We start from the raw sequence: 13,531 nt of genomic DNA on the forward strand, positions 1-13,531 counted from the left end.
CAGGGGCGCTCACTCGACCACCTGGCGGCCTTCGGGACGGGCCGTGCAGGCGGAGCGGAACGCGCAGTGGGCGCAGTGGGACCCGGGGCGGGGGGCGAAGCGTTCCTCCAGGATGCGGCCCGCCGCTTCGGCGAGGAGCTCGCTCACCCACTCCCCGCCGCCCAGCGGCTCCTGCGCCTGGACCTTGGGGACCGTGTCCCCGCCGTTCTTCTTCGCCGCGCCCTGCCGGAGCTGTACGAGCTCGGCGCCTCCGGCGGTGGGCCGCTCGCCGTCGAAGAGGCCGTCGACGGCGCCCTGTTCGACCGCGAGCTGGTAGACGGCGAGCTGGGGGTGGCGGGCGACCTCGTTCGCGGACACCATGCCCTTGCCGGTCTTGAAGTCGACGACGTAGGCGCGGCCGTTGCCGTCGGCCTCCACGCGGTCCATGGAGCCCCGGATGCGCACCTGGTGGTCGGCGGCCTTGAGGGTGACCTCGAAGGGGTGCTCCGTCGCGACGGGGTCCCGGCCGCCGCGCTCCATGACGTGCCAGCGCAGGAAGCGCTCCAGGGCCGCGCGGGCGTTCTCCTTCTCCTGGACCGACTTCCAGGGGGCGTCGAAGGCGAGCGCGTCCCATACGGAGTCGAGTCGCTCCATGAGGACGGCGAGATCGGCCGGGGTGCGGCCGGAGGCGACCTCGTCGGCGAGGACGTGCACGACGTTGCCGAAGCCCTGGGCCGCGGTGGCCGGGGCGTCGGCCTTCACCTCGCGTCCGAGGAACCACTGGAGGGAGCAGGCGCCCGCCGTACCCGCCAGTTGGCCGACGGCCGATCCGGAGAGCGTGACGGGCCGGGTGCGGTCGCGCAGCGGCACCTCGCTGTGCGTCGGTTCGTAGAGGCCCCACCAGCGGTACGGGTGGGCGGCCGGTACGAGCGGCTGGCCCTCGTCGTCGCGCAGCGCGGCGAGTCGGGCGAGGCGTTCGGCGGCGGCCGCCCGCAGGGCGTCCGTGGCCTCCGGGTCGACCGTGGTGGTGCGCAGTTCGGCGACCAGCGCGGCGACGGCCAGGGGGCGGCGCGGGCGCTGGGTGACGTCGACGGGCTCGGCGCCCAGCTCGGTCAGGAACCGGGAGGGCTGGTCGCCGTCCTCGGCGGCCGCCTTGACGGCGGTGACGACCAGGCGCTCGCGCGCGCGCGTGGCCGCCACGTAGAACAGGCGGCGCTCCTCCGCCAGCAGCGCTCCGGGGGTGAGTGGTTCGGCGAGGCCGTCGCGTCCGATGCGGTCGGCCTCCAGGAGCGAGCCCCGGCGCCGCAGGTCGGGCCAGAGGCCCTCCTGGACGCCCGCGACGACGACGAGCCGCCATTCCAGGCCCTTGGAGCGGTGCGCGGTCATCAGGCGTACCGCGTCGGGGCGTACGGCCCTGCGGGTGAGGACGTCGGCCGCTATGTCCTGGGACTCCAGCTCGTCCAGGAAGTTGAGGGCGCCCCGGCCACCGGTGCGCTCCTCGGCGCGGGCGGCGGTCTCGAAGAGCGCGCACACGGCGTCCAGGTCGCGGTCGGCGTTCCGGCCCGCGGCGCCGCCGCGGTGTGCCGCGCGCTCCAGCCGCTGCGGCCAGGGGGTGCCGTTCCACAGCGCCCAGAGTGCGTCCTCGGCGGTGCCGCCGGCCGCGAGGAGCTCGCGGGTGCGCCGGAGGAGCGCGCCCAGGCGCTGGGCGCCCCGGGCGTACGCGGGGTCGTGCGCGGCGAGCCGCTCCGGCTGCGCCAGGGCCTCGGCGATGAGCACGTCGGACGGGCGGGGAACGGCGCTTCCCGCGGTCCGTTCCTCGTCTCGGAGGGCGCGGCCGAGCCTGCGGAGGTCCGCGCCGTCCATGCCGCCCAGGGGGGACGTGAGGAGGGCGAACGCGGCCTCCGGGTCGAGTGGGGCGGTCCGGGGTTCCGCCACCGCCCGCAGGGCCGTCAGCAGGGGGGCCACCGCCGGTTCGTGGCGCAGGGGGACGTCGTCGCCGTCGACCTCCACGGGGACGCCCGCCGAGGTCAGGGCGCGCCGCAGGCCCGGTATGGAGCGGGCGCCCGCGCGGACGAGGACGGCCATGTCGTGCCAGGGGACGCCGTCCTCCAGGTGCGCGCGGCGCAGGACGTCGGCGATGTTGTCGGTCTCGGCGCCCGCGGTCGGGTAGGTGTACGCCTCGACCCGGCCGCCCTCGCGCACGGCGGCGAGCTCCCGGTGCGCGCGGACGGCCTGTGCGGGGAGGCGGGTGAGGGGCATCCGGCGGGTGAGCAGCCGGGTGGCGGCGAGGAGGTCCGCCGCGGAGCGGCGCGAGGTGGTGAGGACCTCGACGGGGGCCGGGGTGCCGTCCCGGCGCGGGAAGGCGTCCGGGAAGTCGAGGATGCCGTTGATGTCGGCGCCCCGGAAGGCGTAGATCGACTGGTCGGGGTCGCCGAAGGCGATCAGCGTCCGGCCGCCGCCCGCGAGGGCGCGCAGCAGCCGCACCTGGGACGCGTCGGTGTCCTGGTACTCGTCCACGAAGACGGCGTCGTAGCGCTGCGCGAGGCCGGCGCCCACCTCGGGCCGCCCGGTGAGGAGGACAGCGCGGTGGACGAGCTCGGCATAGTCGAGGACGCCCCGCATGTCGAGCAGGTCCAGGTACTCGGCGAGGAAGGTCGCGGCGGCCGTCCAGTCGGGGCGGCCGGTGCGGGCCGCGAAGGCCGCCAGTTCGTCCGGCCCGAGCCCCAGTTCGCGGCTGCGGGCGAGCACCGCGCGCACCTCGTCGGCGAATCCGCGTGTGGTCAGGCAGGCGCGCAGTTCGTCGGGCCAGCGCACCGCGCCGCGCCCTTCCCGTTCCAGGTCCGTCTGGCCGGCGAGCAGCTCGCGCACGACGGCGTCCTGTTCGGGGCCGGACAGCAGCCGCAGCGGGTCGACGAACAGGTCGGCGTCCTGGTGGGCGCGGACCAGGGCGTAGCAGTACGAGTGGAAGGTCGTCGCCTGCGGGCCCCGGGCGGCACCGCCGAGCCGGGCGGCCATCCGGTCGCGGAGCTCGACGGCCGCCTTGCGGCTGAAGGTCAGGACGAGGATGCGCTCGGGGTCGGTGCCGCGCCGCACCCGGTCCGCGACGGCCTCGACGAGCGTGGTCGTCTTCCCCGTGCCCGGTCCCGCGAGGACCAGCAGCGGCCCTCCCCTGTGGTCAACCACGGCGCGCTGACGCGCGTCCAGCTCAGGAGGGGCCGTGGGGCCCGGCCCGGTCCGCACGAGGCGGTACGCGCCCGAGGAGGGCTGCCGTGCCTGCCGCGGCGGGCGGACGGACCCGGGCGTGCCGGTCGTACCGGCCGTGCCGGGAGAAGGGGAGGAGCTCACGTGGGTTGCCGGTCCTGGTGGGGGTGCGGGGGGTCGTACGGCGGGCCGTGCCGGTCGCCCCTGAGGGGGTCCCGGGTGTGACGGCGGTTCTCGACGCTACGCCAGTCGGCACGTGGAGCGCAGAGCGTCCCACGGGTCGACGGACGACCGTACGGCTCTCACCCGTTCGGGTCAGCCCTTGGGCCCGCTGGGCACGGTGTGGTCCCGGGATGCGGGGACGGCGGATGCTGTCAGGTGTGAGGAGTCACATCCGCGCCGGGGCCGTCGTCCGCGGCGCCGTCCCAGCGGGCCCGCGCCATGGCGAGCCGGGGGACGTGTCCTTCGGCGGAGCGGCCCGCCTCCCGCAGCGGGGTGCCCTCCTCGCGGTAGTGGGCGAGCGCGCGCAGCTCGTGGCCGGGCAGCAGGGTGCCGTCCGAGCGGACCACCCGCCACCAGGGCACCGCGCCCCCGTACAGCGCCATGACCCGCCCCACCTGCCGGGGGCCGCCCTCGCCCAGCCATTCGGCGACGTCCCCGTAGGTCATCACCCGGCCGGGCGGAATCCGCTCCGCGACGGCCAGCACCCGCTCCGCGTACTCGGGAAGCTCGGCGGCCTCTCCGCGGCCCGTCCGTACGTCCTCGCTCACCCGGCCCATACTGCCGCACGGCACCGACAGCGCCGCGGGCTGGTGCCCCGGCCGGCCGTGCGGAAGGATCACCCAGAGTGCGTATCCGTACTACAGGGCGTACGATCCGGAGTCCGCGCCCCCGAAATACACCCTGATGCCCCCTCGCCCGGCGGGGCCATGCCACCATCTTCCGGGCGGTGACTGGTGATACGAGACCAAGACGAGCAGACGGAGCGAGCGCAGGGCGCGGAACCTCATGGAGGCGACCGCGCCCCCGGAGCGCTGCCCGGGCCCGTGGCCACTGGCCCGGACGGGCCGTCCGGCACGCGGGCGCACGAGGTTCCCGCCGGCTACGCCTGCGATGACGGCGAGGCCCACATCGACCAGGTCTCGGGCGACGAGCCGCTGCTGCCCGCGCGCGTCCACCGCCCCGCCGACCTGGTGCGGCTCTTCCTGGGGATCGTCGGCATCGCCCTCGTCCTCGCCCTCGCGGCCTTCGCCCACGGCACCACCCAGGGCCTGGAGAAGGACATCGGCGACAGCACCGGCCGCGCGCCGCAGCTGCTGGCGAACTTCGCGGGGCTGGCCGCCAACATCGCCATCTTCATCGTCCCGGTGGCGTTCGCCATCGAGCGGCTCATCAAGCGCGACGGGCTGCGCATCGCCGACGGCGTCCTCGCCGCGGTCCTCGCGCACGGCGTGTCCCTGGCCACCGACCTGTGGGTGGCCGACACGGCGCCCGAGTCGATCCGCGACGCGCTGACGCAGCAGGCGCCCACCGGCGGGCTCACCGACCCCGTGCACGGCTATCTGGCGCCCGTCATCGCCTATATGACGGCCGTCGGCATGTCCCGGCGTCCGCGCTGGCGGGTCGTGATGTGGGCCGTGCTGCTGCTGGACGCCTTCGCCGTGCTGGTGAACGGCTACACCACGCCGTTCTCGATCGTCACCACCGTGCTGATCGGCTGGACGGTCGCCTACGGCACGCTGTACGCCGTCGGCTCGCCGAACGTCCGGCCGACAGGCCGCCATCTGCTCGCCGGGCTGCGCCGGGTCGGCTTCAAGCCGGTGACCGCGCTGCGCGCCGAGGACAGCGCCGACGCCGCGGGCACCGAGCCGCACCACCACGACCGGGGGCGCCGCTACATCGTCACCCTGGAGGACGGCCCGCCCCTGGACGTCACGGTCGTCGACCGCGAGCAGCAGGCGCAGGGTTTCTTCTACCGGCTCTGGCAGCGGCTGGCGTTGCGCGGGATCACCCAGCCGCGCAGCCTCCAGTCCCTCCGCCAGGCCCTCGAACAGGAGGCGCTGCTCGCCTACGCGGCCATCGCCGCGGGCGCCAACGCCCCCAAGCTGATCGCCACGTCCGAGCTCGGACCGGACGCCGTGATGCTCGTCTACGAGCACATCGGCGGCCGCACCCTGGGCGCCGTGCCCACCGAGGAGATCACCGACGAACTGATGGCCGGCGCCTGGCGCCAGGTGCAGGCCCTGCAGTCGCGCCGCATCGCCCATCGCAGGCTCGACGGCGACGCGCTCCTGGTGGATCGTTCCGGCAATGTCGTCCTCACCGACCTGCGCGGCGGGGAGATCGCCGCGGGCGATCTGGTGCTGCGCATGGACGTCGCCCAGCTGCTCGTCACCCTCGGGCTGCGGGTCGGCGCGGAGCGGGCGGTGGCCACGGGCGTGGACGTGCTCGGGCCGGACGCCGTCGCCGACAGCCTGCCGCTGCTCCAGCCGCTGGCGCTCACCCGGGTCAGCCGCGCCACCCTGCGGCAGCTGGCCCGGGAGCGGGCGCAGCGCGAGCGGGAGACGGTGCTGGAGGCCGCGCGGGCGGCCAAGGAGGCGCGGGCCGCCGAGGCGGGGGCGGAGACCCCTGTGGAGGACCGCAAGGCCCTCAAGGCGGAGCGCCAGGCGCAGAAGAAGGCGATGGACGAGGCGCTGGAGGGGGTCCGTGAGGAGGACCTGCTCGCGCAGATCCGCCGCCAGGTGCTGCTCATCCGGCCGCAGGCGCCGATAGAGCCCGTGCGTCTGGAGCGGATCAAGCTGCGGACGCTGCTGAGCTTCGTGGCGGGTGCCTTCGCCGCGTACTTCCTGCTGTCGCAGATCACCCACGTGCAGTTCGGCGACCTCGTCGACAAGGCGAACTGGGCGTGGGTCGCGGTCGCGGTGGCCTTCCAGGCGCTGACGTACGTGGCCGCCACGATGAGCCTGCTCGGCTTCGTGCCGGAGAAGGTGACGTTCGGGCGTACGGTCCTGGCGCAGGTCGCGGGCTCGTTCGTGAAGGTCGTCGCACCCGCGGCGGTGGGCGGCGTGGCACTGAACACGCGCTTCCTGCAGCGGGCCGGAATCCGGCCCGGCCTGGCCGTGGCGAGCGTCGGCGCGTCCCAGCTGTTCGGTCTGGCGTGCCACATCGTGCTGCTGCTGTCCTTCGGCTACGTGACCGGCACGGAGCGCAGTTCGTCGCTCGGGCCCTCGCGCACGATCATCGGCGGGCTGCTGACGGCCGCGGTGCTGGTGCTCGTCGTGGCAGCCGTTCCGGTGCTGCGGAAGTTCGTCTCGACGCGGGTGCGGTCGCTGTTCGCGGGTGTCGTGCCGCGCATGCTGGACGTGCTCCAGCGGCCGCAGAAACTGTTCGCGGGCATCGGCGGCATGCTGCTGCTGACGGCGGCGAACGTGATGTGCCTCGACGCCTCGATCCGGGCGTTCGGCGGCGACCTGAGCTACGCGAGCATCGCGGTGGTCTTCCTGACGGCCAACGCGCTGGGGTCGGCGGCGCCGACGCCGGGCGGTGTGGGCGCGGTCGAGATCGCGCTGACCGGTGTGCTGACGATCGCCGGGCTGCCCGCCGAGCAGGCGACTCCCGCGGTGCTTCTGTTCCGCCTGATGACGCTGTGGCTGCCGGTGCTGCCGGGGTGGATCTCGTTCAGCTACCTGACGCGCAAGGGTGCCATTTAGTTCGACCGGGTGGGGTTGCTCGCCGCTGCCGGGGCTGCGCCTCGGGCCCCCGGCTGCGGGTTGGTTCGCCGCCTGCGGCGGGAGCGCCCTGTGGGCGCGTCCTCAAACGCCGGACGGGCTGGTTTGTGGGGCTTCTCGCCGTTGTCCTGGTGCGGGGCCGTGCCGCTCCGGGGTAACACGGGACTGCTTCGCTTTACGTCCCGCGTCACCCCTGCGCGTCCCGACCCCTCACGCCGGTGGGCGATTCCACGCCCGGAGGGCACCCAACTCAGCCCGTCCGGAGTTTGAGGACGCGACCGCAGGGAGCCCCTGCCGCAGGCGGCAACGGCGGGATACCCGACAACGGCGAGCGGCGCAGCCAACCCGCGCATGCAAGCTGAACCACCCCATCCACCTTGCACATGCGAGCCAAAAAGACCTACCGTGCGCGCATGCACTCCTACACCATCGGTCGCGCGGCCCGTCTCCTCGGGGTGAGCCCGGACACCGTGCGCCGGTGGGCGGACGGCGGGCGGATCCCGACGCGTCGGGACGAGGCGGGGAAGCGGCTCATCGAGGGCTCGGACCTGGCGGCCTTCTCGGTGGCGCTCGCGGCGGAGGCGAACGAGGGCGACGAGGCGCCGTACACCACCGCCCGCAACGCCTTTCCCGGCATCATCACCGCCGTGAAGCTCGGCGATGTCGCCGCCCAGGTGGAGGTCCAGGCCGGTCCGCACCGTCTCGTCTCGCTGCTGACCAGGGAGGCCGTGGAGGAACTGGGCCTGGCCGTCGGGATGGAGGCCGTGGCCCGGGTGAAGGCCACCAATGTGCACATCGACCGCGCCTGAGCACCTGGAGAGACCGATGCACCGCACGCCCGTACGCGCCGCCCTGGCCGCCGCCCTGCTCGTCCCGCTCGTGGCCGCCTGCGGCGGCGGAGGGGACGGCAAGAGCGACGCCAAGCAGTCCACGACGCTCACCGTGCTCGCCGCCGCGTCCCTGACGGACGTCTTCAAGCAGGCCGGGGCCGCGTACGAGAAGGGGCACCCGGGCACCACGGTGAAGTTCTCCTTCGCCGGCTCCCAGGAGCTCGCCGCGCAGGTGCGCCAGGGCGTGCCCGCGGACGCGCTCGTCACCGCCGACACCAAGACCATGGACGGCCTGAAGTCCGAGACGGACGCGCCGAAGGTCATCGCCCGGAACCGGCTCACCATCGCGACCGCCAACGGCAATCCGAAGGGGGTGAAGGGCCTCTCCGACCTCTCCAGGGGCGACCTCAAGGTCGTCCTGGCCGCGCCCGAGGTGCCGGTGGGCCGCTACAGCAAGAAGGTGCTCGACCAGCAGCACGTCGCCGTCAAGCCGGTGTCCCAGGAACCGAACGTCCGGGCCGTCCTGAGCAAGGTCTCGCTCGGTGAGGCGGACGCCGGGATCGTCTATCTCACGGACGCGGCGGCGGCCAAGGGCAAGGTCTCCACGGTCACCGTCCCCGACGCGCAGAACGCCGTGGCCGACTACCCTGCCGCTGCCCTCAAGGGCTCGAAGCACACCAAGGAGGCCGGTGACTTCGTGAAGTGGCTCGGCTCGGACGAGGCACAGAAGCTGCTGCGCGCGGCGGGCTTCCAGCAGCCGTGACGAGCGGTACGCGCCGGGGGCGCACGCCCTGGGCGCTCGGGGTGCCCGCCGCGCTGGCGGTGGGCTTCCTGCTCCTGCCGCTGATCGGCATCCTGGCGCGTACGCCCTGGGGCACGCTTCCGTCCCGACTCGGTTCGCACGAGGTCACCGAGGCGCTCGGGCTCTCCCTCCTGGTCTCGGGCTGGGCACTGCTGCTGTCCCTGCTGCTGGGCGTCCCCCTGGCGTGGCTGCTGGCCCGCGTCGACTTCCCCGGCAAGGCGCTGGTGCGCTGTCTGGTGATGCTGCCGATGGTGCTGCCGCCGACGGTCGCGGGGGTGGCCCTGCTCCAGGGGTACGGCCGCAGGGGCGTGCTCGGGCCCTGGCTGGAGTCCTGGTTCGGCATCACCCTGCCGTTCTCGACGGCGGGCGCCGTGACGGCCTCCACGTTCGTGGCCATGCCCTTCCTGGTGATCAGCCTGGAGGGGGCGCTGGCGGGCCTCCACCCCCGCTACGAGGAAACGGCGACCTCACTCGGAGCGGCCCCGCTGAGGGTCTTCCGCACGATCACCCTCCCCATGGTCGCCCCGGGCCTGCTGGCAGGCGCGGCCCTCAGCTGGGCGAGGGCACTGGGCGAGTTCGGCGCGACGATCACCTTCGCGGGCAACCTGCCGGGCACCACGCAAACCCTCCCCCTCCAGGTCTACTTGCTCCTCCAGGACGACCCGGAGGGCGCGACAGCAGTCTCGCTCCTTCTCCTGGCGATAGCGACAACAGTGCTGCTCTCTTTGCGCGGACGGTGGCTGACGCCCGGGGCCCGAACGAACCCGCAGTCGCGGACGGGCGGGAGGGGCCGGGGCGGGGAAGGCCCGACAAGGGGCGTGAAGTCGGATTTGCGGCAACCTCCCGAGCAGTCAACTCGCTTGACAGAGGCCGTGGATCAGACAGCCCCGGAGGGCCTGGACCGCCCCGGCCCCGCACCGGAAACACACCCGCTGCACACCACGGTGGCGGGCGCGACGGCAACGGAGCTGAGCGTCGGAGCAGGCACCACCATCGCGGTGGTGGGCCCGAACGGCGCGGGAAAGACCACCCTCTTGAAGGCTCTCCTGGGCCTGACGGACAGAGCCACGGCCCAGCCTCTGACCATTGGCGACACGGACGCGTCCAAACTCCCCCCGCACAAAAGGCGCATCGCCTGGGTCCCCCAGGACAACGCCCTCTTCCCCCACCTCACCGCTTTGGCCAACACGGCATACGGCCTGAGAGCACAGGGCGTCCCCAAAAAAGAGGCGCACAGCGAAGCACGGCGCTGGCTGAACCACCTGGGCGTGGGCGCCTTGGCGGACCGCCGCCCCGGTGCCCTCAGCGGCGGCCAGGCCCAGCGCGTGGCCCTGGCCCGCGCCTTGGCCGCGCGCCCCCGGCTCCTCCTGCTGGACGAGCCGCTGGCGGCGCTGGACCAGTCGACGCGTGCGCAGGTCCGCCACACGCTGCGCACGCACTTGGCGGAGTTCCCGGGTGTCTGCCTGATGGTCACCCATGACCCCGTGGAGGCCGTGTCGCTGGCCGACCGGGTCCTCGTCCTGGAGGACGGCCGTACGGTCCAGTACGCGTCCCCGGTGGAGCTGACACGGCACCCTCGTTCCCCCTGGGTGGCCCGGATGCTGGGGCGCAACGCCTGGCCGGGCAGGTCCACGGCGGAGGGGACGCTGCTGCTCGACGACGGAGCGAGCCTGGTGACGGCGGATCCGCTGCCCGGGGCGGCCGTCGGCGGGCTGGCGGTCGTCGGCCCGGAGGCGGTGTCCCTGCACACCGGACGGCCGTCCGGCAGCCCTCGGAACGTCTGGAGGGGCACGGTCCGCGAGATCGCCGCGCAGGGCGGGCGACTGCGCGTCCTGGTGGCGGGCGAGCCGGACGTCGTCGCGGAGATCACGCCGTCGGCGGCGGCCGACCTGGCGCTGAAGGAGGGCCTGCCGGTGTGGGTGAGCATCAAGGCGACGGAGATCACGTTCGTCCCCCGGTAGGACCCCGGCACCGCCAGGACCCCAGCACCGGGCAGGGCACCGGCACCGGCACCGGCACCGGCACCGGCACCGGCCAGGAGGCCCCACCACAGGCCCCGCGCGGAAGCCCCGCGGGAAAGCCCACGCGCAGGCCGGCGGCCCCCGGCGGCGGCCCCGACTACTAACCCGTACGCCCGCACCGCGCGCGCCCCTCACCGCCCGCCCGGACGATGGCAGTCGACCGCCCGCCGCCGACCTCCGGGAGTGCCGCCGTGTCCAGATCCGTACGGGCCGGGGGGCTGCTCACGGCCGTGTCGCTGACGATGGCGGCGGTCACGTCGGCCGCGGGCTGCGGCGGGGACGACCGCCCGGTGGCGGCCGTCTCGGACCGCCAGAAGCTGTCGTGGACGGCGTGTCCGGCCCCGAGCGGCAGCCAGGGCGGCGCGACGGGCAAGGCGCCCGGCAAGGAGTGGGAGTGCGCGACGCTGCGGGCGCCGCTCGACTACGGGGCGCCGAAGGGCGAGACGATCGACATCGCGATGATCCGGGCGAAGGCCACGGACCCGGCCCACCGGATCGGCTCGCTGGTCTTCAACTTCGGTGGCCCGGGCGGCTCCGGGATCACCACGCTCCCCGCGTTCGCCGACGACTACAAGAAGCTGCGCACACGCTACGACCTGATCAGCTTCGATCCCCGGGGGGTGGGCCGCAGCAGCGGCATCACTTGTCTGGACGACAAGGAGCTGGACGCCTACTTCGCGGACGACGCCACCCCCGACACCAGGGAGAAGCAGCAGGCCCTGGTGGACCGCGTGGCGAAGTACGCGGCAGGGTGCGCCAAACGCTCGGGCAGGGTCCTCCCCCATGTGGGTACGGCGAACGCCGCCCGCGACATGGATCTGATGCGCCAGGCACTGGGCGACGAGAAGCTGCATTACTTCGGGGTGTCGTACGGCACCGAACTCGGCGGCGTCTACGCGCACTTGTTTCCGGCCAAGGTGGGCCGTGCGCTCTTCGACGGAGTCGTGGACCCGACGAACGATCCCGCGCAGGGTGCGCTCGGGCAGGCGAAGGGCTTCCAGCTGGCCCTGGGCAACTACATGGAGGCGTGCGCGAAGACCTCCGACAACTGCCCGACCGAGCGGCAGATCGGCGATCTGCTGCGGCGGCTGGACAGGAAGCCGATCCCCGGGGCGGGCGGCCGGATGCTGACGCGGGCCCTCGCCACCGGCGGGATCGCCCAGTCGCTCTACTCGAAGGACTTCTGGGACTACCTCACCGAGGGCATCGAGGACGCCGAGAACGGCGACGGGAGGCTGCTGCTCTCCCTTTCCGACTCCATGAACGGGCGCGGCCAGGACGGGCGTTACAGCACGCTCCAGTCCTCCCTGAACGCCATCACATGCGCCGACTCCGCCCAGCGCTACACCGCGTCGGAGATCGAGGCGAAGCTGCCGGAGTTCCGCAGGGCGTCGGCCGTGTTCGGGGAGTTCATGGCCTGGAGCCTGACCCAGTGCACCGGCTGGCCCGTCAAGGGCGAGTGGCGGAACCCCGACGTGAGCGCCAGGGGCTCCGCGCCGATCGTCGTGGTCGGCAACACCGGTGACCCGGCGACTCCTTATGAGGGAGCGCACCGGATGGCGCAGGCGCTGGGCCAGGGCGTAGGAGTCGAGCTCACCTACCGCGGGCAGGGGCACGGGGCCTACGACAGCGGCAACGCGTGCGTCAAGGGCGCTGTGGACGCGTACCTGTTGGACGGTACGGTTCCTCAACCCGGCAAGATCTGCTCATAGCACACATAGCACATATCACCAGTGGCCCGATCGCCACGGCTCGAATGTCAGTGGCCCGAACTACGATCGCCTGCACAGAGGTTCCGTGACGGACGGTCGGGGGACAAGGTGTCGCACAGCACGCCGCGGGCCGCCGGGAGCGGCCGCAGAGGGAGGGTCCTCACCGGGGCCCTGGCCATCGCCGCGCTGATGGCCGCCCTGGTGGCGCTCTGGCAGACGCAGTCCACGCCGCTCGCCCGGCGCACGTACTGCTGGGGCGCCTGGCCCGAGAGCGGCGGCCTCTTCCGCAGCGGCGCGCACGACCGCGTCACCGAGGAGAGCGCGCCCGCCCGTGACCGCCCCTCGGGGTCGTGCACGCTCCGCTGGCGGGCGGGCCGGGGCGCCGGGGCGTACGAGCAGCGGATCGCGCTCCGGCTCGGCACGGGCCCCGCCGAGGCCAGCCCGCGCCGGGCCTGGCTCGACGGCCTCTTCGAGGGGGGCGACACCGCGCTCCCCGGGCGGCTGCCGGGCTTCACGACCGCCGGGTCCGGCGCCCTGGTGCTGCCCGCGAGCTGCGACGTGGACGGCAGGCCGTCGGTCGTGACGTTCACCAGCTCCTACACGGACGGCACCGGGCACGGCAGCCACCCGGGCTTCCCCGACGGGGCGTCCCCGGCGCACACCGGGGCGCTCCTGGTGCGTGCCGCCAACCGGGCCGCCGAGGCGACGGGCTGCTCGTCGGCGCCACCCATACGACTGCGCGCCCGGTCCGTTCCGACAAGGCCCGTACGAGTGAACCCCGGCATCGCGCCGGGGCGTTGCGCCATCCCCGGGCTGGGGGTCGACGACCCCTCGAAGGGCCCGGCCGAGGGGGCCGTGGAGGACCGGCTGACCGACACCGTGGGCAGCGTCCACGACGACTTCCAGACGTGCGCGGTCTCCGACGGCGGCCAGTGGGCCGCGCGGTTCACGATGGTCGGCCGTCCCAGGATCGTCGCCCTCTTCGACGGCCTCACCGGGGACGGCCCGCCCGCCCCCGGCTGGCGGGCACACGGCCGCATCGACGCCGCCGGAGCACTCGTACGCGCCGACTGCGACGGACGGGCCACGGTCTTCACCATGCGCACGGGCCCCGGCCGTACCCACACCGGGCTGGACGACCCCCGCCGGTCGTTCCCGGCCTTCGTCGACGCCGTGGGCGAGCGGATAGGCTGCGCGCGCCTGAGCGCCCGCTGAGCGCTCCCCCCTGCACGGGGCCGGCGGGCCGGTCGCCTCGTAG

General features: G+C 74.1%; 8 protein-coding genes. 6 read left to right on the forward strand and 2 right to left on the reverse strand.

Going from position 1 to position 13,531, the window contains the following annotated elements:
- Positions 1-9: 9 nt before the first annotated feature.
- Positions 10-3,219, reverse strand: a complete 3,210-nt coding sequence (locus ACWD4A_RS10915) for an ATP-dependent helicase (RefSeq protein ID WP_451192208.1) — start codon at positions 3,217-3,219, stop codon at positions 10-12.
- Positions 3,220-3,554: 335 nt separating this feature from the next.
- Complete coding sequence (locus tag ACWD4A_RS10920; RefSeq protein ID WP_451192210.1) at positions 3,555-3,959, reverse strand: MGMT family protein; 405 nt, start codon at positions 3,957-3,959, stop codon at positions 3,555-3,557.
- A gap of 177 nt (positions 3,960-4,136) precedes the next feature.
- Here ACWD4A_RS10920 and ACWD4A_RS10925 point away from each other — a divergent pair, with 177 nt between their 5' ends.
- The 6 genes from ACWD4A_RS10925 (at position 4,137) to ACWD4A_RS10950 (ending at position 13,488) form a co-directional block, all read left to right on the forward strand.
- Positions 4,137-6,890 carry a lysylphosphatidylglycerol synthase transmembrane domain-containing protein gene (locus tag ACWD4A_RS10925; RefSeq protein ID WP_451192152.1) on the forward strand — a complete coding sequence of 918 codons (2,754 nt, stop codon included), beginning with the start codon at positions 4,137-4,139 and terminating at the stop codon, positions 6,888-6,890.
- Between the two features lie 431 nt (positions 6,891-7,321).
- Positions 7,322-7,717 carry a TOBE domain-containing protein gene (locus ACWD4A_RS10930; protein ID WP_451192154.1) on the forward strand — a complete coding sequence of 132 codons (396 nt, stop codon included), beginning with the start codon at positions 7,322-7,324 and terminating at the stop codon, positions 7,715-7,717.
- 16 nt (positions 7,718-7,733) lie between these two features.
- The gene (modA, locus tag ACWD4A_RS10935; RefSeq protein WP_451192156.1) at positions 7,734-8,501 is read left to right on the forward strand and encodes a molybdate ABC transporter substrate-binding protein; all 768 of its coding nucleotides are present in this window, start codon (positions 7,734-7,736) and stop codon (positions 8,499-8,501) included.
- Positions 8,498-10,501, forward strand: a complete 2,004-nt coding sequence (locus ACWD4A_RS10940) for an ABC transporter permease (protein WP_451192158.1) — start codon at positions 8,498-8,500, stop codon at positions 10,499-10,501. Before modA ends, ACWD4A_RS10940 begins: the two co-directional genes overlap by 4 nt.
- Positions 10,502-10,803: 302 nt before the next feature.
- Positions 10,804-12,273, forward strand: coding sequence for an alpha/beta hydrolase (locus ACWD4A_RS10945; protein WP_451192213.1), 1,470 nt, complete (start codon positions 10,804-10,806; stop codon positions 12,271-12,273).
- 108 nt (positions 12,274-12,381) lie between these two features.
- Positions 12,382-13,488, forward strand: coding sequence for a hypothetical protein (locus tag ACWD4A_RS10950; RefSeq protein ID WP_451192160.1), 1,107 nt, complete (start codon positions 12,382-12,384; stop codon positions 13,486-13,488).
- The last annotated feature ends 43 nt before the right edge of the window (positions 13,489-13,531 follow it).

This window comes from Streptomyces sp. NPDC002537 (genome assembly GCF_053594975.1).

Bases quoted from the DNA above. Each gene is read 5' to 3' on its own strand.
- ACWD4A_RS10920 (WP_451192210.1), bottom strand. From the start codon at position 3,959: ATGGGCCGGGTGAGCGAGGACGTACGGACGGGCCGCGGAGAGGCCGCC.
- ACWD4A_RS10930 (WP_451192154.1), top strand. From the start codon at position 7,322: ATGCACTCCTACACCATCGGTCGCGCGGCCCGTCTCCTCGGGGTGAGC.
- ACWD4A_RS10945 (WP_451192213.1), top strand. From the start codon at position 10,804: ATGGCGGCGGTCACGTCGGCCGCGGGCTGCGGCGGGGACGACCGCCCG.
- modA (WP_451192156.1), top strand. From the start codon at position 7,734: ATGCACCGCACGCCCGTACGCGCCGCCCTGGCCGCCGCCCTGCTCGTC.